18 protein-coding genes are annotated in these 20013 nt (G+C 35.6%); 2 read left to right on the plus strand and 16 right to left on the minus strand.

Features of this window, described 5'->3' with window-relative positions; all coding sequences use genetic code 11:
• Together DWV85_RS02495 and DWV85_RS02500 are read right to left on the minus strand one after the other, a co-directional pair.
• A complete protein-coding gene (locus DWV85_RS02495) occupies window positions 1-1746 on the minus strand; it encodes an ABC transporter ATP-binding protein (protein ID WP_123137950.1) in 1746 nt (581 codons plus the stop codon).
• A complete protein-coding gene (locus DWV85_RS02500; protein ID WP_077708395.1) occupies window positions 1733-3460 on the minus strand; it encodes an ABC transporter ATP-binding protein in 1728 nt (575 codons plus the stop codon). The genes DWV85_RS02495 and DWV85_RS02500 overlap by 14 nt, the downstream gene beginning before the upstream one ends.
• Window positions 3461-3871: 411 nt before the next feature.
• On the opposite strand from DWV85_RS02500, the gene tpx reads away from it, so the two are divergent.
• Both tpx and DWV85_RS02510 read left to right on the plus strand, forming a co-directional pair.
• The gene (tpx, locus tag DWV85_RS02505; protein ID WP_123137951.1) at window positions 3872-4387 is read left to right on the plus strand and encodes a thiol peroxidase; all 516 of its coding nucleotides are present in this window, start codon (window positions 3872-3874) and stop codon (window positions 4385-4387) included.
• Between the two features lie 103 nt (window positions 4388-4490).
• The gene (locus DWV85_RS02510) at window positions 4491-4886 is read left to right on the plus strand and encodes a phosphate-starvation-inducible protein PsiE (protein WP_077708394.1); all 396 of its coding nucleotides are present in this window, start codon (window positions 4491-4493) and stop codon (window positions 4884-4886) included.
• Between the two features lie 80 nt (window positions 4887-4966).
• Here the strand turns inward: DWV85_RS02510 and DWV85_RS02515 are convergent, their stop codons facing one another.
• The 14 genes from DWV85_RS02515 to lepA form a co-directional block, all read right to left on the minus strand.
• Window positions 4967-6871, minus strand: coding sequence for a glutamine synthetase (locus DWV85_RS02515; protein ID WP_004695754.1), 1905 nt, complete (start codon window positions 6869-6871; stop codon window positions 4967-4969).
• A 236-nt stretch (window positions 6872-7107) separates the two neighbouring features.
• Window positions 7108-7551 (minus strand): GatB/YqeY domain-containing protein, encoded by a 444-nt coding sequence (locus tag DWV85_RS02520; RefSeq protein WP_004695753.1) that lies wholly within the window; start codon window positions 7549-7551, stop codon window positions 7108-7110.
• Window positions 7552-7633: 82 nt separating this feature from the next.
• On the minus strand, window positions 7634-7813 hold the full coding sequence (gene rpsU / locus DWV85_RS02525; protein ID WP_004695751.1) for a 30S ribosomal protein S21: 180 nt from the start codon (window positions 7811-7813) through the stop codon (window positions 7634-7636).
• 157 nt (window positions 7814-7970) lie between these two features.
• The gene (locus tag DWV85_RS02530; protein ID WP_004695748.1) at window positions 7971-8315 is read right to left on the minus strand and encodes a histidine triad nucleotide-binding protein; all 345 of its coding nucleotides are present in this window, start codon (window positions 8313-8315) and stop codon (window positions 7971-7973) included.
• Between the two features lie 11 nt (window positions 8316-8326).
• Window positions 8327-9622: a tRNA (N(6)-L-threonylcarbamoyladenosine(37)-C(2))-methylthiotransferase MtaB gene (gene mtaB / locus DWV85_RS02535; protein ID WP_024061685.1), complete on the minus strand. Its 1296-nt coding sequence runs from the start codon at window positions 9620-9622 to the stop codon at window positions 8327-8329.
• Window positions 9623-9646: 24 nt separating this feature from the next.
• Window positions 9647-10378: an RsmE family RNA methyltransferase gene (locus DWV85_RS02540; RefSeq protein ID WP_021148130.1), complete on the minus strand. Its 732-nt coding sequence runs from the start codon at window positions 10376-10378 to the stop codon at window positions 9647-9649.
• Window positions 10375-11238, minus strand: a complete 864-nt coding sequence (locus tag DWV85_RS02545; RefSeq protein ID WP_021148129.1) for a 50S ribosomal protein L11 methyltransferase — start codon at window positions 11236-11238, stop codon at window positions 10375-10377. Before DWV85_RS02545 ends, DWV85_RS02540 begins: the two co-directional genes overlap by 4 nt.
• 55 nt (window positions 11239-11293) lie before the next feature.
• Window positions 11294-12451 (minus strand): molecular chaperone DnaJ, encoded by a 1158-nt coding sequence (dnaJ, locus tag DWV85_RS02550; protein WP_004695739.1) that lies wholly within the window; start codon window positions 12449-12451, stop codon window positions 11294-11296.
• Window positions 12452-12467: 16 nt separating this feature from the next.
• On the minus strand, window positions 12468-14309 hold the full coding sequence (gene dnaK, locus DWV85_RS02555; RefSeq protein ID WP_123137952.1) for a molecular chaperone DnaK: 1842 nt from the start codon (window positions 14307-14309) through the stop codon (window positions 12468-12470).
• A gap of 27 nt (window positions 14310-14336) precedes the next feature.
• Window positions 14337-14882: a nucleotide exchange factor GrpE gene (grpE, locus tag DWV85_RS02560; RefSeq protein WP_024061688.1), complete on the minus strand. Its 546-nt coding sequence runs from the start codon at window positions 14880-14882 to the stop codon at window positions 14337-14339.
• Complete coding sequence (gene hrcA, locus DWV85_RS02565; protein ID WP_021148127.1) at window positions 14882-15910, minus strand: heat-inducible transcriptional repressor HrcA; 1029 nt, start codon at window positions 15908-15910, stop codon at window positions 14882-14884. Before hrcA ends, grpE begins: the two co-directional genes overlap by 1 nt.
• Window positions 15911-16317: 407 nt before the next feature.
• The gene (locus tag DWV85_RS02570; RefSeq protein ID WP_123137953.1) at window positions 16318-16920 is read right to left on the minus strand and encodes a nitrite/sulfite reductase; all 603 of its coding nucleotides are present in this window, start codon (window positions 16918-16920) and stop codon (window positions 16318-16320) included.
• 81 nt (window positions 16921-17001) lie between these two features.
• Window positions 17002-18186 carry a radical SAM family heme chaperone HemW gene (hemW, locus tag DWV85_RS02575; protein ID WP_123137954.1) on the minus strand — a complete coding sequence of 395 codons (1185 nt, stop codon included), beginning with the start codon at window positions 18184-18186 and terminating at the stop codon, window positions 17002-17004.
• Window positions 18187-18190: 4 nt separating this feature from the next.
• The gene (lepA, locus tag DWV85_RS02580) at window positions 18191-19990 is read right to left on the minus strand and encodes a translation elongation factor 4 (RefSeq protein ID WP_119562946.1); all 1800 of its coding nucleotides are present in this window, start codon (window positions 19988-19990) and stop codon (window positions 18191-18193) included.
• Window positions 19991-20013 lie beyond the last annotated feature (23 nt).

The following is a 20013-nucleotide window of genomic DNA, read 5'->3' on the forward strand; positions in this document are numbered from 1 at the left end:
CTAACTCCCACTGTGTTGATTATTCCAGAGATTATAAAAGGTCCCTTTTAAGTTGATAAGTTCATCAAAAGATCCTATTTCTATTATTTTACCATATTCCATATACACTATTTTATTGGCATCTTTTACTGTTGAAAGGCGATGAGCAATACTTACAATTGTTTTACTACCTCGAATATTTTCAATACTTGCTTGAATTTGCTTCTCCGTATGACTATCAATGTTAGCCGTTGCTTCATCTAACAATAAAATAGGTGTTTTTTTAATCAAGGTACGGCCAAAAGCCAATAATTGTTTTTGCCCATCAGATAATAAGGAGCCTAAATAACCAACCGGTGTGTCATACCCTTCCGGAAGGTGTTCAATCATAGAATCCAAATTAACTTGTTTTGCTGCATTGACCATATCCTCATTAGAAATTGATGTATCAAAAAGTGTTAAATTATCTCTAATGGAACCCTTAAATAGATAAGCTTGCTGAAAAACATATCCCATTAAATGACGAAGCACAGAACTATCATATTGGGCAATATTTATACCGTTCATATAGATAGCCCCTCTTGTTGGTTTATAGATTCCCATCAACAATGATAAAAGTGTTGATTTACCACTACCAGAAGGACCTACAATACCGATGAATTCTCCAGCTTTAATAGTGAATGTAAAGTCCTCTAGCGCATAAACGTCGTTATTTTCATAGGAAAACCATACATGCTCGAATTCAATAGTCTCTATATGTTTAAATTCATCAGGAACTTCATTAGCCATCTGACGCTCTTCTTCCTCTAATAAGGGAACTAATCTTTCAGCACCAGCTAATGCGCTTTGTAGGGAGTTATATTTATCTGCAATTTCCTTTAATGGTTGGAAGAATCGGTCCATATATTGTATAAAGGCAAATACTGTACCAGCATCAGCTACGGAGTCTATTAAATTCGTAGTTGTAAAAATAACAATTAACGCAACAAAGAATAGACCATCTACGAGCGGTCTAAAAATAGAAAATGTGGTAACCTCAAAAAGACCTGCTTCTAAGAAACCTTTATTAACAGTATTATAACGTTCCTCAATTGCTCTTTCGCCACCATAGGATTTTACGATTACAATATAATTTAACAGTTCCTTGATGCTTGCATTAGAAGCAGCTACAGAACGTCTTACCTGACGGAATGCTTTGCGAGAAAACTTTTGAAACACCCAAATAATTCCACCCATTATAGGTAGTAAAATTGTCATGATTATTGCTAAAGGTACATTAATGGCATACATAAATCCTAATATACCAATAATCATTAAACCGCTACTTGCCAAATTCAGAATTACATCTGTATATAATGTACGTAATGACTCTACATCATTAGTAATGCGAGTTACCCAATTCCCAATTGGCAACTTATAAAATTCATCATGTGGTTTATTAAGAATCTTTTGGAATATAATACTACGAATATTATAGATAATTTTTTGACCAAAACTTTTTAAAAAGTAATTCTCTACAAAGATAAACAATACACTACCAATTATAGTAAAGCCATACATTAAAGCATAGTATTCAATAACAGCGATATCATTAGTGGCAAATCCAAGATCGATAACTTGCTTAGTTAAATATGGGCGTAAAAGTAATAGTACTAAATTTCCTGCGAGCGCAACAGTTGCTAAAAATAGAATACCTAAATAAGGCTTAATGTAGCCAGTTATATAGGAGAATAGAGCCCAGTCATTTCTTAGATCACGCTTCTTCATGATGGCCCCCTCCATTCTGCGCTTCATATAAGGTACGGTATAAACCATCGTTAGCTAATAATTCCTCATGAGTACCTTCTTCTACAATACGCCCCTCATCAAATACTAGTATTTTATCTGCTTTCTCTACAACCTCTAATCGTTGTGAAATACATAGAATCGTCTGATTTTTTACATTATGTAATGAATTTAATATGGTTGTAACTGTTACTGCATCTAAAGCGGAAAAACAATCATCTAGCAATACATATGGCGCATTTTTATAAAAGCCGCGAGCCATATTGATTCGCTGCTTCTGCCCACCCGATAAATCATGACCTTCTTCAGCAAGCTCATGTAAATCATCGTTTAACAAATCGCCTAAATCTCTATATAAATCTGCCTTTTGTGCTGCCACTTCTACAGTTTCGTGCATAGGTAAATTTTTGCCAAATTTAATATTATCTGCAATGGTCGTACTTAAAAGGTAAGATTGTGTTGGCACATAAGCAATTGAGTTTCTAAGCTTTGATAAAGAAACAGTAGCTAAATCTTGACTGCCAAAATAAATAGATTTTTCCGGACACTCTTGTAATCCAATAAGCAATTTAAACAATGTACTTTTGCCAGAACCGGGTTTACCAACTAAACCAATAAAAGAACCTTTTGGTATTGTCGTTGTCAACTGAGATAATGCATGCCCTTTAGAGTTTTCATAAGTAAAATCTAAGTATCGAATATGAATATCCTCAAGCGGCAATACTTCATCGGTATCATCTATTGTTTCTGTAGGCAAATGTAAGAAATCCATAATACGATCTAAAGAAGCAAGACCTTTTTGTACAATCGAGATAAGGCCACCAAACCCTATTAAAGGTCCCACAATTAACATTATGAATGAATTAATAGTAACAAATTCGCCTATAGTCATTTTGCCTTCTACAGCTAAATGTCCACAAATAAAAATACTAATACTGATACAAATAAAGGGTGCAATTCTTGTCAAAGGTGTTAATATTGCATCTAGTAGTGCAACATCCATATTCTTCTTATAATTAAGTTTATTTATTTTTTCAAAAGAATTAGATATAATGCTTTCACGATTAAAAGCGCGAATAACATCCATCCCTTGAAATAACTCTTGTCCAAACTCTGTTAAATCGCTATAAGTAGCTTGTGCACTACGTTGTTTAATACGTAGCTTTCTGCCTAGTACAAATATAGCCACAATAATTAAGAATACAGGTGTCATAATTTTAAAAGCTAATACAGTATTAATCTTTTGAATTAAAATTATGGAGCCCACAATGGAATAGAAAATAATATCCACTATAATCATTACACCTAGACCAAGGGCAACACGTAGCGATGTTACATCGTTAGTCATGAGCGCCATAACCTTACCAGGTCCATTAGCCTCATAGTACGTTGTTTTTACTTGTAATGCTTTACTACACAAAATCTCACGAAAAAGATACTCCATGCGACGAATAGATCCTAATAGAGTTCTACGTGAGATAACTTTTAAAATAGTGATAATAATAAACAATAAAATGAAATAAAAAATATAAGTGACTAACCCTTCCTTATTATTGCTCAATGTATCTATAGCATTACCAATAAATTGAGGGACAAATAAAAAAGCCACATCAATTGCCATCAACATAGTTAAGCCAATGGCATAGATCCAGCCTTCACGCCGGAAAAACTGCATAAATAAATCTATTGGTTTCATAGGTCCTCTCTAACATATCCTATTAAGTCTAATCAAAATCATTGCCTATATAATTACTAGTATCATTATATTGTAAATGAATTTAAATCAATACTGTAAAAGCTAAATCAACAAATTTTATTACGTTAACTTTTCTCTTTATAGTATACACATTTTTTATGATACATTAATACACCTATACGTATAACAGTTAGATTAAATATTTTATTACAGTAGTAGTTCTATTTCATCAATATTAATATTAGTTAAATGGCCTCTTTAAATTTTTACAGTAATCAATCGTAACGATCTTTTTAATTAATACTATATCGAATTTTTTAGTTTACTTATGGTAATGTAAATGTTATACTATGCATATAAAGAAATTATATTTTACATAATTAGAATTAAAACTCTTAGGAGGAATACAACATGGAAAAACGTACTGGCGTAGTAACATTTGCAGGTGGCCCTATCACATTAGTTGGCCCAGAAATTAAAGTAGGTCAACAAGCTCCAGACTTCACTGTATTGAGTAATGACTTGCAACCTAAAACTTTAAAAGACTTCGAAGGTAAAGTAAAAGTTATCTCCGTGGTTCCTTCCCTTGATACAGGTGTTTGTGATGCTCAAACTCGTTGGTTCAACCAAGATGCAACAGCTCTTTCCGAAGATGTAGTCGTATTGACAATTTCTATGGACTTACCATTCGCTCAAAAACGTTGGTGTGGTGCTGCGGGCGTAGATAAAGTTATTACTTTGTCTGACCACAAAGATGCTTCCTTCGGTGAAAACTACGGTTTCTTGATTGAAGAGCTTCGTCTTTTAACTCGTGGCGTTGTAGTAATCAACAAAGATAACAAAGTAACTTATGTTGAATATGTACCAGAAGTAACTCAAGCAGTTAACTTCGATGCTGCATTAGAAGCTATTAAGGCCGATATCTAATTTTAAGATTTTGCTAATAGCTTAATATAGATGCAAAAAGACCGTACGTTGTACGGTCTTTTTATATGTCCTATTGTAAATTATTATTTTATTTGGAGTATGTATGTGGATTCGTATTTCTCAGCTTATTTTAACCATTAAAAATATTGCACTTATTGGTGTTGGCATTGGTTTATGCATTGCTTTAATCAATAGTTTAGTAAATTTTGGTTTTATTGCATGGGCCAATATTCAAGGCTATAGTACTTATTCTTTATTGATTGAAGAGATAATTACCTTCTTTCTTTACTTTGAATTTATTGCACTCATAATTAAGTACTTTAAGAATAATTTCCATTTTCCTCTTGATTTCTTCTTATATATTGGTATTACCGCCATTGTTCGTTTACTAATTATCGATCATGAATCAGCTTTAAATATGTTATTATGGTCTATTTCCATTTTAGTTCTAGTTTGTTGTTTAGTACTAGTAGAAAAATTTCTTAATAACAAATCCTAATAGCATAAAAGAGACTCTACATATTAGTAGAGTCTCTTTTATTTTAAAACTTTTACGTTTTAACACTATCAACTAGCATCTTAGAAGATATTTTTAGCGTAGTTAGCGTACTTAGCTTCTAATTCTTCCATTTTATCATTCATTTCAATTTGTAATTGGGATGCTAGATCATATTCACCATCATTAAGTGCATCAATTAAACGAGTGAATAAGGATTTACGATCGTCACTATCTTTAGCAAGGTAGAAACGTAAGTCATTAACTTCTGCAAAGCGTTTATCATCTACACTATTTCGGCTATCAGTATGAATTGCAACCATGCTACGAACTGTATCCAAATTATTTGGAATTAAGCGATTAGCCAATACTAGTTTCCAACGTTTAAGAATGGAGGCAATAAAGGAGTCCATTAAATCTTTAGCAAATGCATTGCCTTGAGCCAATGTTTCTACTAATTCAGGATTATTTTGGTAACCCTTTATGTTTTCCCATACAGTAGCTGGAGCAACACCAAACATTTGATTACGTTCTTCTTGTGTGAAATCATCAAACACATCTTTTTCAGTACGGTATGCACGATTTGTAGCAAGATAATCAGATGTTTCACCTACTTCTTTGGAAAGCTCTGCTTCCAATTGAGCTTGTGTTTTACCAGATGTAATGGCATATTTCATACCATCAAATGCAGAAATAAAGATCAATGCTAAAGCAGTATATGTATTGGTGTAAGGATTTGGAGAACGCAATTCATAACGTGTCGCCATAGGATTATCGATATCTCGAATTAAACCGCAAAGGATTGTACGGTTACGGCTAGGTTCAGATGGATCAGTACCTAAAGATGTAACAATACATACTGGCGCTTCAAACCCAGGTTTTAAACGGTTTAAAGAATCTGTTGTAGAGCTGATGAATGGATTAATGGCTTCATAGTGTTTTAAAAGTCCCATAATTGCACCAATGCCTAAAGAGCTAGCAGATTCTTTACGCATATCTTCTGGGCTAAATAAGTTAACAACTTTACCAGATTTTAATTTAGCCATAACACCAAAATGAGTATGTTCACCAGAACCAGCTACACCAATTATTGGTTTTGCATTAAATGTTACATCAAGACCATTTTCACGGAATACTTCACGAACAATGATACGAGCTTGTAATTCATTATCTGCTGTTTGTAATGGATTATTTGAGAATTTCCAGTCGATTTCTAATTGTTCTAATACAACTGCTTCATGACCATCTTCATCAAGTTTAGCTTTAACGCCACCTACTTCTTTATGACCCATTTCAGCAACCATACCATATCTATCAAGGCGTTCAACAGCTTGTTCTAAAGCAGTGCGAACTGTACCATGAGTACGTTGCCAGTATTGTTCTTGTAATTTTTGAGATACGGATAATTCTTTTTTTGTAACTGTTCTAGATGGAGTTTTTACCCAGAATTCTAGTTCTGTTGCTGATGTGAAAATGATATCTACAACTTCATCAGCTTTCACATGCGGCATACCGGGTAAGCCATGTTCTTTAATCAAAGCCAATAATTCAGCACGAACATAGTCGCAGCTGCGTTTCAAAATAGAACGAGAATCTACATAGCGATAGTTATGCATCAAGAATGCAGGAATACGAAGTGTACCAGTTGGTAAGCCTGTAACAGGATCAATATTTTCGTAGTTGTAATCAACAAACCAGTTTACACTTGGATCGCCCCACATATCTACACGAGCATTATTTAATGTAGCAATATTTGTAAGTACTACAGAGGAACCATCTGTTTGAACAGCACGACCTTCAAAGAAAGATTCGTAGTCATCGAAGAATGCTGACATAGGAATCTTTTCATCAGTATCATTACCTGCTAAGTCAATCCCTACAAGAGATACGAACTTGATTTCAGGATGTTGTTCTAATAATGCAAGAACGCCTTCTTTCCCATATTGACCCGCTGGAATGTAATATAATAATTCGTTAGTTGTCGACATATTTGTTCCTCCTAAAAGAAAAAGACTCCAACAAATAAATATATAAATCTATATATCTAAAGTGGAGTCTTCGTTGACCAATTATTTTATTGAGTTCATATTATCATATGTTGAAAATATATGTCAATAACTTTCTATAGAATTTTATTATTCTCTTAAAGTTACATCTAACACACTCAATACTATCAACTCTAATCAATAACTGTATATAGAATGGTCGTTGATATCACTATATATTATCCAAGTAATTCTTTAACAATATTATTGACAACCTTACCATCTGCACGCCCTTTTGTTTTTGGCATTACATGTTTCATAACATTGCCCATATTTACGTTATCACCACATGCAGCAATGGCTTCTTGTACAATTGTACGAATTTCATCTTCTTTCAATTGCTCTGGTAAGTATTTTTGCAATACAGCCATTTCTTCTTTTACATGACTAATTAAGTCCTCACGGCCTGCTTTTTCAAATTCTGTTAAGGAATCTTGACGAGTTTTCATTTCCTTAGCTAAAATGCCAAGAATGCCAGCATCATCTAACTCAATTTTGTCATTGATTTCTGTATTTTTTATGGCACTATTGACCATACGAATTACAGATAACGCTGTTTTACCTTCTTCACGAGCTTTCATAGCTGCTTTCATATCTTCCTTTAATTGATCTTTTAAACTCATATTTCCTCCTTATGTATATAATAAAGAAACCCTAATTCTGGATTTCATAAAGCCATGAAAAGGCAGAATTAGGGTAATCATCTTATGCTCTGAATTTGCGTTTTCTTGCTGCTTCAGATTTTTTCTTTCTTTTTACGCTTGGTTTTTCATAGTGTTCGCGTTTTCTTACTTCAGACAAAACACCCGCTTTTTGGCAGGAGCGTTTGAATCGACGAAGAGCACTTTCAAGCGTTTCGTTTTTACCGACTTTGATTTCAGACATCTATATCCCTCCCTCCAAAAATAATCTCGGGAAGTGCTGATAATTTACATACGCACATATAATATTATATGTATAGGTATAGATGTTGTCAATATTTTCAAGTATATTTTATAGGTTTTTTAATGAGTATTATAAAAAGAATGCATAATACTCAAAATTAGGCTTCTGGCCAGCCCATTTCTTCTCCACCTAAAAGGTGTGCATGCATATGGAATACAGTTTGGCCTGCTTTTTCACCAGTATTAAAAATTAAACGATATCCATCTTTAGAGATACCAAGCTCTTTTGCTACATCACGAACAAATGGCAGTAACCCTTCAACATAATCTGCATTCTTTTCATTAAGATGTGCAATATTAGACACGTGATTTTTAGGTACGATTAATACATGAACTTTTTTTACAGGTTGAATATCATAAAAAGCATAGAATTTATCATTTTCTAACACTTTTTTAGACGGAATTTCACCATTAATAATTTTGCAAAAAATGCAGTCACTCATAATCTAACTCCTTACTCAATAATTAAATAATTATCTTCTAAACCTACAACAGTTCCACCAACGAGATCACCAATTTTACGTGTCCCATCTGACTTAACTTTACCATTTATATATTCATTTGTTAAGCCCATGTAGTATCCATTCTCTTCCTTTTCGATGAGAATCTCACCAGGCTTACCAATGCGTGATTTTGCGTATCGTTCATAACCAGATTGGCTAAGACCATTTAAAAGTGCTACACGAGTTTTCTTAACAGCTTCTGGTACTTGATCCGCCATAGTGGCTGCAGGTGTACCCTCACGAATGGAGTATGGGAAAGCATGAATGTGCGAAAATCCAATTTCACGTACTGTATTCAATGTTTCTTCGAAGTCTTCATCAGTTTCTTGAGGGAAACCAGCAATAATATCAGTTGTAATTGATAAATCTTTAATACGAGAACGTAAACTTGTAATTAAATCTTTATATTCTTGTAATGTATAATGGCGTTTCATCAACTTTAATACATGATCAGAACCAGCTTGTAATGGTAAATGTAAATGAGGACAAACACGTTTATTCGTAGCCATTAATTCTACTAACTCATCAGAAACCTCTACGGATTCAATGGACCCGAAACGAATGCGGTATAAATTAGGAATCTCTAATAAAGCTTTTACCACATCAGCTAATGTTGGACGACCTGGTAATTCGACACCGTAATTACCCAAATGTATACCAGTTAATACGATTTCATGGAATCCATGATCTACTAAACGTTTTGCCTCTTGTACAATATCATCAACTTTACGAGATTTTAATTTTCCTCGAGTATAAGGAATGATACAAAAGGCGCAATAGTTATTACAACCTTCTTGAATTTTCATGAACGCACGAGCTTTGTCAGATTCATTACCATATAACGGCATTTCCTCGAAGTTAGATTCCTTCATGATATCCCGAACAGCATTAATTTGTCGTTCTGTAGATTCTAATTGCTCTACTAATTCAACAATTTTAGAGCGATTATTTGTACCAATAACGAGATTAACACCATCTATAGCGGCAATCGCATCTGGATCAAGCTGAGCATAACAACCAGTTACAATAACATAGGCATCTTCATTTTGACGCTTTGCCTTGCGGATTAATTGACGGGATTTCTTTTCCCCCATATTCGTTACAGAACAGGTATTAATTACATATATATCAGCTTTTTCATCGAAGTCTACCGCTTCGTAATTATTTTGTAAAAATAAACCTTTCATGGCATCTGTATCATATTGGTTTACGCGACACCCTAAGGTTGTAAAAGCAACGGTTTTCATTGCACCTCTCTATTCGTATTTTATTTATAATTCTAATTCATATTGAATCATCGATAACGATCCAATAGCAGCAGTTTCAGCCCGTAAAATTGTATTTCCTAGCGATACTGATTTTCCACCATATTTTATAATAGCATTGATTTCCTTCTCTTGATAGCCCCCTTCAGGACCTATACAAATTAAAACATCAGTTACAGACTTATCGGAATGTAAAGTTTTAAGTACATCTTTGATAGTCTGCCCTGCTTCATTTTCATAGGCTACCAATTTCAACGCCTCAGATTCAATGTCTAATGCTTGTAAAAGCGTCTCTCCTACTACGAGTGTAGGCAAGTGATTTCGTCCACATTGTTGAGCTGCTTCTAGCATTATTTTTTCCCAACGATTTACTTTTGATTGAAGCTTTTTTTCATCATATTTAGCTACGCAGTTAGCTGTGGGCACAAGATAAATTGTATCCACATTTAACTCCGTCGCCTTTTGTAACACCCATTCTAGCTTTTCACCTTTTAATAATGATTGAACTAGAATAGTACGATACGATGCTAGATTTGCATCTACATATTCAATCAGTTTTGCTTGAGCTTTACCGTCTACTTCTTCTGTAATTTGATATGTACCACAACGATTGTCACTACCTGTTACAGTTATAGGCTTCTCAATATTATGGCGAAATACATGTAGTACATGATGGGTCACATCTTTCGGCAATTCTATTATTTCATCTAATGGTGTAGGAATAAAAATCTTTTTCATCGTTTTTCTAGCGCAAATGTATGCCAAGGTCCTGCAACGCGCTCCTCAATAATATGCCAATGAGCCTCAATATATGGCATGATTTCATCATAACGATCATCAATAATGCCACTAATAATCAAAATGCCCTTATCATCCAGTTTCTTACCAATTTGAGGTAATAGTATTTTAAGGGGATCTACTGTTAAATTAGCTAAAATTAATTGGGCAGTACTATTGAAATCACTATCCAAATTACCACAAATGATTTCAGCAGATACATGATTATTCTCACAGTTAATTCGAGCTTGATTTGCAGCATACTCTTCTATATCTATACCAACTAAATTTTTAATACCTAAATGGGCTGCTACTAATAAAAGAATACCTGTGCCAGTACCAATATCCAAACAAGTAGCTGTATCAAGATCCATAGATTCACTATAGGATTTTAATAACTCTGCACAAGTCCGTGTTGTCTCATGAGACCCGGTACCAAAGGAAATATCTGAATCGATTATAATAATAGTTTTATTATCTACATTATTGTATTCCTGCCATGCTGGTTTAATGACTAAGTTAGGTAAAATTTCTGTAGGTTCAATATACTGTTGCCAAGAGTTTAACCAAGTTGACTCATCAAGAATATGTGTATCTATCGATATAATTCCAATATTTGCTTCTGTAAGACGTTTTTTCAAATCAGACTTAATCATATCGTCATCTAGTGATGGATCACTGTACATAGACAATTTTATTAAATTAGGCTGATCTTCAACATCTTCTTCTATAATTCCATTGTCTGCATAATTGTCAAAAAGAGTAGTCACCTCATCGGTGGCTACTCTTTCACAGACAACGGATATTTCTATCCATTGCATATATGCTCCTTTATAGGGAATGTGATGGAACAAACCATTCCTTCACATGAGCTGTTCATTTCGTTAAACAGTCCTTGATTTTTTCAAAGAGACTTTTGCTCACTTGTAAGTTATTTACATCTTCATTACTTTCATTTGCAAAGCGTAACAATAGCTCACGTTGAGTGTCTGTCAACTTCTTAGGCGTTTGGACGGTTACCACAATGTGTTGATCACCCCTTTGGTTAGGGTTACGCAAATATGGAATACCTTTGCCCTTTACGCGGAATGCCGTTCCCGTTTGAGTACCTTCCGGAATCTTTAACTCTACTTTACCATCTAAAGTGTTAACTTGTATAGTCGCACCAAGAGCAGCTTGAGCAAAGCTAATATTTACACGGCTAATAACGTCATTACCATTTCGTTCAAATTCCTTGTGAGGACGAACAAAGATATATACATAGAGATCCCCTTTAGGACCGCCTAAAATACCAGGTTCCCCTTCATTAGCTACACGTAAACGAGATCCGCTATCTACACCAGCTGGAATCTTAATGGAAATCTTTCGTTTAGCCAACATTTCGCCAGTACCACGGCATTTAGAGCAAGGTTTTTCAATACTTTTACCCGTACCATGACAGCGGGAACAAGTGCGAACGGACTGCATACGTCCAAATGGAGTATTTTGAATAACCGCTTCTTGACCAGAACCATGACAGTTTGGACAAGTATCGACACGAGAGCCTGGTTCACCACCAGTACCATGACAGTGATCACATTCTTCATGACGATGCACTTCAATTTCCATAGATTTACCAAAGGCTGCATCTTCAAAGGAAATATCGATATCTTCACGCAAGTCATTACCTTTTTGAGGGCCTTGTTGTTGGCGTCCACCACCAAACATGCCACCAAAAATGTCGCCAAAGATATCACCAAAGCCTCCAGCTTGACCACCGAAACCGCCAAAGCCGCCTTGGAAACCACCGGCACCAGCGCCGCCTCCTTGTTTGAAGGCGTCGTGGCCGAATTGGTCATATTGAGCTTTTTTAGTTTCATCAGACAATACTTCGTAAGCTTCGTTAGCTTCTTTAAACTTTGCTTCCGCTTCCTTTGGATTATCTTTATTTACATCTGGATGGTATTGGCGTGCCTTTTTACGGAAGGCTTTTTTGATTTCATCTTGAGAGGCATTTTTACTAACCCCTAGGATGTCATAATAATCTCGTGCCATTCGTTACCAACCCTTCTTATTTCTTGTCATCATCCACTACTGTGTAATCAGCATCAACAACATTGTCATCAGATTTTGTTTGTTGTTGACCTTGTTCAGCACCGCCAGCTGCTTGTTGAGCTTGTTGAGCTGCTGCATACATTTGTTCTGCTAATTTATGTAATGGTTGTTCCAAAGCTTCACTATCTTTTTTGATATCTTCGATATTGCCAGCTTCGATAGATTTTTTCAATTTATCTTTCGCTTCTTCTACTTCTTTCATCAAAGCAGCATCGCCTTTACCTTCAAGGTCTTTCAATGCTTTCTCAGCTTGATATACTAAGGAGTCCGCATTATTTTTAATATCTAATTCTTCTTTTCTAGCTTTATCTTCCGCTGCATGAGCTTCAGCTTCTTTAACCATGCGATCAATTTCTTCTTCTTTCAAGCCGCTAGAAGAAGTAATGGTAATCTTTTGTTCCTTTTGAGTACCCAAATCTTTAGCTTTTACATGTACAATACCATTAGCATCGATATCAAATGTTACTTCGATTTGAGGAACCCCACGAGGAGCAGCTGGGATACCATCCAAGTTGAAACGACCCAATGTTTTATTATCTGCTGCGAACTCACGTTCACCTTGCAATACATGAATATCTACAGATGGTTGATTATCTGCTGCAGTGGAGAATACTTGAGATTTAGATGTAGGAATTGTAGTATTACGATCAATAATACGTGTGAATACACCGCCCATTGTTTCGATACCAAGAGACAATGGAGTTACATCAAGTAACAATACGTCTTTTACTTCACCTACTAATACGCCACCTTGAATAGCAGCACCGATAGCCACACATTCATCAGGGTTAACGTTTTTTGTTGGTTCCTTACCCAATACTTTTTTAATAGCTTCTTGTACAGCTGGGATACGACTAGAACCACCAACTAACAATACTTTATCGATATCGGATGCAGATAAACCAGCATCGCTCATAGCTTTACGAGTAGGTTCAATAGTCGCTTGTACTAAATCAGCAGTTAATTCTTCAAATTTAGCACGAGTCAATGTTACATCCAAATGTTTAGGACCAGTAGCATCAGCTGTGATAAATGGCAAGTTGATATTTGTGCTAGCTACACCAGACAACTCAATTTTTGCTTTTTCAGCAGCTTCTTTTAAACGTTGATCAGCTAATTTATCATTGGATAAATCGATACCAGTTTCTTTTTTGAATTCTTCGATAAGGTAGTTCATAATGCGTTGGTCGAAGTCATCCCCACCAAGGTGGTTATTACCAGATGTTGCCAATACTTCAAATACGCCATCGCCAAGTTCAAGGATAGATACGTCGAATGTACCGCCACCAAGGTCAAATACAAGAACTTTACCATCTTCATCTTTATCTACACCATATGCAAGAGCAGCTGCTGTAGGTTCGTTGATGATACGAAGTACTTCAAGACCTGCAATAGCGCCAGCGTCTTTTGTAGCTTGACGTTGAGCATCTGTAAAGTATGCTGGAACAGTAATAACAGCTTGTTTTACAGGTTCGCCCAAGTAAGCTTCTGCATCAGCTTTAATTTTTTGAAGAATCATTGCAGAAATTTCTTGAGGAGTATAAGATTTACCTTCTACAGTTACTTTGTAGTCTGTACCCATGTGACGTTTAATAGAAATGATTGTATTTTCTGGGTTGGATACAGCTTGACGTTTAGCCAATTGACCAACTAAACGTTCTCCATTTTTTGCAAACCCAACAACGGAAGGAGTTGTACGTGCACCTTCTTGATTTGTAATAACCGTAGGTTCGCCGCCTTCCATAACAGCAACACAAGAGTTTGTTGTCCCTAAATCAATACCAATTACCTTTGCCATAATATATACCTCCTAAAACTTTATAATCTATTCAACAACTTTTACCATTGCTGGACGTATACAACGACCATCAACAGTATAGCCAGTTTGCAAAACTTCACACACCGTATCGGATTCATATTCATCTGACGGTACACGCATAATCGCTTGATGGAAATTTGGATCAAATGGTTGACCCATAGCTTCAATAACAGCTAAACCATGTTTAGATAACATAGCCATCAAATTTTGATGAATCATAATGAATCCATCGAGGAATACTTTTGCTTCCCCTTCTGCAGGACTTTGAACGGCCCGTTCAAAGTTATCCAATACAGGAAGAAGGTCCGTTAATACATCCCCTTTTACATATCCAGCAAGTTGCTCTTTTTCCTGGTTAGTACGACGTTTGAAATTTTCAAAGTCCGCTTGTAACCGTTTATAGCGATTATCAAAGTCGGCTTTAAGTTCTTCTAACACTTGAGCAGCATCAGCCACAGCTTCTTCAGTTTTTTCAACAGTTGGTTCCTCTACATTCGTAGTATCCTCTGTTTCCTCCACTGTTTCTTGTTTAATGTCTTGTTCTTCAGCCATTATTTGCCCTTTCTGTTTTGTTCTTTTACCATAGTTTCCATTATATGTTTCATATGGGACAACATGCCGATGATACGTCCGTATTCCATCCGCGTTGGACCAAGAATAGCAAGAGTTCCGATAGGCTGATCTTGATTCGTAAAATCAGCTTGTACCACACTCATTGAATGTAGCGCTTCAGTTTCATTCTCAATACCAATCTTGACCTTAACAGGTGTTGGAGAATCATCTTTTAATAACTGTCCTAATTGATTTTGTTCTTCCACTAAGGAAAGCAAGGGTTGTACCTTCTCAACAGACTTAAACTCTGGTTGATTTAACAACTCTGTGGTACCTACCGAATAGAACAACTTACGTTTATTAATAGCTCGTAATAATGTCTCCGAAAGGATTAATAAAATTCCCTGCGGTCCTTCCATATGGACCAATATAGATCCTAAAGCCTCAGCCGTTACATGACCAATACTTACATTCTGTAGTGCATTGCTAAATTGTATGGCTAGACTTTGTAAAAGCTCTGGTGAAACACTTTCACCAAAGTACATCAACTCATTATCGAGTGCTCCTGTTTCAGTAATAACTACCATAATGGCTTGATGACTATCTAGCGGTAATACATGAATGTATTTGATTAATGCTCTATCATGGGCTGGTGCTAAGAATAAACTCATGCTATGACTTACCTGTGAAAGTAGTTTAGCCATATTTAGAAAGAGTTCACTCGTTGATCCATTGGAACGCTTCCATAACATTTCAATTTTTTCAGCATCCTGTAATGGAACAGGTTGTCGACTCAGCATAGAATCAACATATAAGCGATAGCCCTTAGCTGAAGGAATACGTCCAGCCGATGTATGAGGTTGCTCTAAATAGCCTAATTCCTCTAAATCGGACATTTCGTTCCGCACCGTAGCAGGACTGATGCCAAGATCATAATTTTTAGCAATCGTTCGAGATCCTACAGGTTCTGCGGACTTAACATAGTCTTCAATTATGGCTCGCAAGATGCGCTGTTTTCTTTCATCCATAATGACACCTCTTGTTAGCACTCATTAACTTTGAGTGCTAATCGCATGTATAATATTACCATATTAAAAAAAATTGTCAAGCTAAAAAATGCCAAAAAAGTCAAATAATATCAATTTAGTCAAAAAGACAAATCAATATTTTTGATTAATTAGTCAAAAAATCAAAGTGCAACAATAAGAAAACACTTATACTATCTACGTTTATGTCATATCCCAAAATTTTAATATTAGAATATGTTGGTCTAATAAAATTTATATTATTAAAACCTGAAATAGTATAAGTGTTTATATTTGTAATAATTTTATTGTAATTCTGTTATTAATAGACTCTTAGTTAGAATACTTTTTGGGCCCTAACTATTTACAGACTAAAACCATAAATCAATAAGTACTAGAAATATAATAATTTATAGTTCTACACCTTCTAATGGATTACCAAGACGCTCTAACAGTTTCCCCATACGTTCACGAGGTTCACCATATTTAGCATACCAATCAATCAAAATATCTACAGCTTTTTTGGATTGCTCTACAGTAAGATGTCTAGCCAAAATTTTGCCAGCTTCTGGTCTCATGCCTGTATTACCACCAACAGCCAACATAAAACCTTGAGATGTGCCAATAAAAGCAATATCCTTTACCATCGCATCAGGACAGTTACGTCCACATCCACTGATGCCAATTTTGCACTTGTGAGATGTTTTTCGGCCGTAATGTTTTCTCTCTACATAATCAGCCAATTCTTTAGTTTCCATTTGTCCATTTTTACAATGACCTTTACCTACACAGGCAATTAAAGAATTAACACCTCTATGAATAACAGTTGTCACGCCATCAGGCAATTCAGAAATAAACTGTTCCTTATCATCTTTTTCAATACCTGTAATTTGTATACCTGTTACAACATGACGGAAGGATCCACCATATTTTTCAGCAAGTTCTATGCATGCTTTCATTTGATCTAAAGTAAATTCATTATGTAAACCGTGTAATATTACAGATGTCTTCATCGCTCCTCCTCAAATCTAGCATGCTTATTCACCATCATCCTATTTATACTAACATATTAGATTTTGAGAAACTGTGAGAAATTACTCACGAATAAATTGACTAAATACATAGTTCCCATGCTTGGCACCTTCAGCGGTTAAATAATAACTTGCATTTTGATACTCTAATAGACCTTTACTAACTAAATCCTCTAAAGTAGTAGCAAACAAATCATGGATAGATACGCCAAATTTATCTTCGAATTTTTGCTCATCAAGGCCCCATTTAGTGCGAAGAGCTAAAAAACAAAAATCCTCTTGAGCTCGTTCTAAAGTAATCGTCTCCGTATCGATAGTAGGCATAATATATCTGTCAACAGATTGTATATAGGGCATTACATTACGATTATTACTACGGCGAACTCCGTCATAGAAGGAATGAGCACCAGCACCAAAGCCTAAATAATCTACATAGTGCCAATATTTTAAATTATGACGGCTATAGGAATTAGCCTTAGCGAAATTTGAAATCTCATATCGTTCAAAGCCTAGTTCTTTTAATCCTTCCATCATCGTATCATACATGGATTCATCAATGGTTTCACTAGGAATGGAAATAAGATTTTTCTGAACTAAATGATATAAATAGGTACCCACCTCTACTTGTAGTCCATAGGTAGAGATATGATTAATTGGCAACTCTTCTACGATTGTTAAATTACATTTGATATCGTCTAAGCATTGTTTTGGCAAACCATACATCAAATCAATATTGATTTCTGTAAAGCCGGCCTCTTTAGCATCATAAACAGCTTGTTTAGCCTTTTCCCCATTGTGACTGCGATGCAGCATAGCGAGCGCCTTATCATCAAAGGTTTGAACACCAAAACTAATACGATTAAAACCTAATTGCACTAATTTGGTAAGATACCGTAAATCTACCTCTCCAGGATTCGATTCAATAGTAATATGACAATCATCAGTAATTGTAAAAGTATTTTTGATTTTATCAAGAATCATCTGTAGTTGTTGAATCGATAATTCTGTAGGCGTACCTCCCCCAAAATAAATTGTATCAATAGCTTTAGATGTAGACTCTGGATGTTCAGAGACCCATAAATCGATTTCTTGAACTAAAGCATATACATAGGTTTCGTAATAATCTTGTAAATTCTGATAAGCAGGAAAATCACAGTACATACATTTCTGTTTACAAAAAGGGATATGGACATACAAGCCCATATCCCCAAGTGTAGACAGACTCAAAATATTAGAATCTGTTTTCATTATATTAGTCCTCAACCTTGAGAATAGCCATGAATGCTTCTTGTGGAATCTCTACAGAGCCGACAGATTTCATGCGTTTCTTACCAGCTTTTTGTTTTTCTAGCAATTTACGCTTACGAGAAATATCGCCACCGTAACATTTAGCCAAAACGTCTTTACGCCATGCTTTTACGGTTTCACGAGCCACAATTTTTGTGCCTACCGCAGCTTGAATAGGGATTTCAAACATTTGACGAGGAATGAGTTCTTTTAATTTTTCTGCCAATGCACGACCACGTGTAGCGGCGCGGTCCTTATGTACGATAATGGACAATGCATCCACAGGATCACCATTTAATAGAATATCCATCTTAACCATTGGAGATTGTTTATAACCAATTAATTCATAGTCAAGAGATGCATAACCCTTTGTAGCGGATTTTAATTTATCAAAGTAATCATAAATGATTTCACTCAATGGTAAATGATAAACGACAGATACGCGTGTTTCATCTAAGTATTCCATAGATTGGTATTCACCGCGTTTATCCTGAGATAACTCCATGATAGTACCAACGAAATCTTTAGGTACGATTGTAGTTGCCTTTACATATGGTTCTTCAATATAGTCAATTTCCGTTGGAGGTGGTAATTTAGCAGGATTATCGACTTCAAGCATTTCCCCATTTGTTTTGTACACTTTGTAATTTACAGATGGAGCCGTCGTAATAAGCGTCAAGTTATATTCACGTTCTAAACGTTCTTGAATTACGTCCATATGCAAAAGACCGAGAAACCCACAACGGAAACCAAAGCCCAATGCCAATGATGTTTCTGCTTCATATTCTAAGGCAGCATCATTAAGCTGTAACTTTTCTAATGCATCCCGAAGGTTTTCATAATCTTTAGACTCTGTTGGATAAAGGCCACAGTACACCATAGATACAGCCTTACGATAACCAGGCAATGGTTCTGATGCAGGATTATTAGCTAATGTTACAGTATCGCCTACATGGCAATCTTTTACATTTTTGATGCTAGCTGCAATACAACCTACTGAGCCACATGGTAATTCTTGCACAGGTACAAGATTGGGAGTAAAAATACCGAGCTCTGTAACATCAAAGTCCTTTTTATCATGCATCATGCGAATTGTATCTTTTGCTTTTATGGACCCTTCTTTTACGCGAACATAAGCAATAGCACCTTTGTACGCATCAAAACGGCTATCAAAAATCAAGGCTCTTGTTGGCTCATCAGATTTATCTGGTGGTGCAGGAACTTTATTTACAATAGCTTCTAAAATATCAGGAATACCGATACCTGATTTGGCAGAGCATAATACAGCATCAGATGCGTCTAAACCAATAATATCTTCAATTTCTTGTTTAACGCGATCAGGATCTGCTGACGGCAAATCAATCTTGTTAATAACAGGAATGATTTCAAGATCATGTTCTAAAGCGAGATACACATTTGCCAACGTTTGCGCTTCCACACCTTGAGCAGCATCAACTACGAGTAATGCCCCTTCACAAGCTGCAAGAGAACGAGATACTTCATAGCTGAAATCGACGTGGCCCGGAGTATCGATGAGATTCAAAATATATTCTTCACCGTCTTGCGCTTTATACAAAATACGAACAGATTGCGCTTTAATAGTAATGCCGCGTTCACGTTCAAGGTCCATGGAGTCCAAAACTTGAGCCTCCATTTCACGTTTTTGTAATGTACCAGTATATTCAATTAATCTATCAGCGATGGTTGATTTACCATGGTCGATATGAGCTATAATACAGAAGTTTCGAATCTTTTTCGTTGACATACTATGTAAACAAGTTCAAAGAA

It is taken from the genome of Veillonella sp. AF13-2, from assembly GCF_003603295.1.
GTDB lineage: Bacteria > Bacillota > Negativicutes > Veillonellales > Veillonellaceae > Veillonella > Veillonella parvula_E.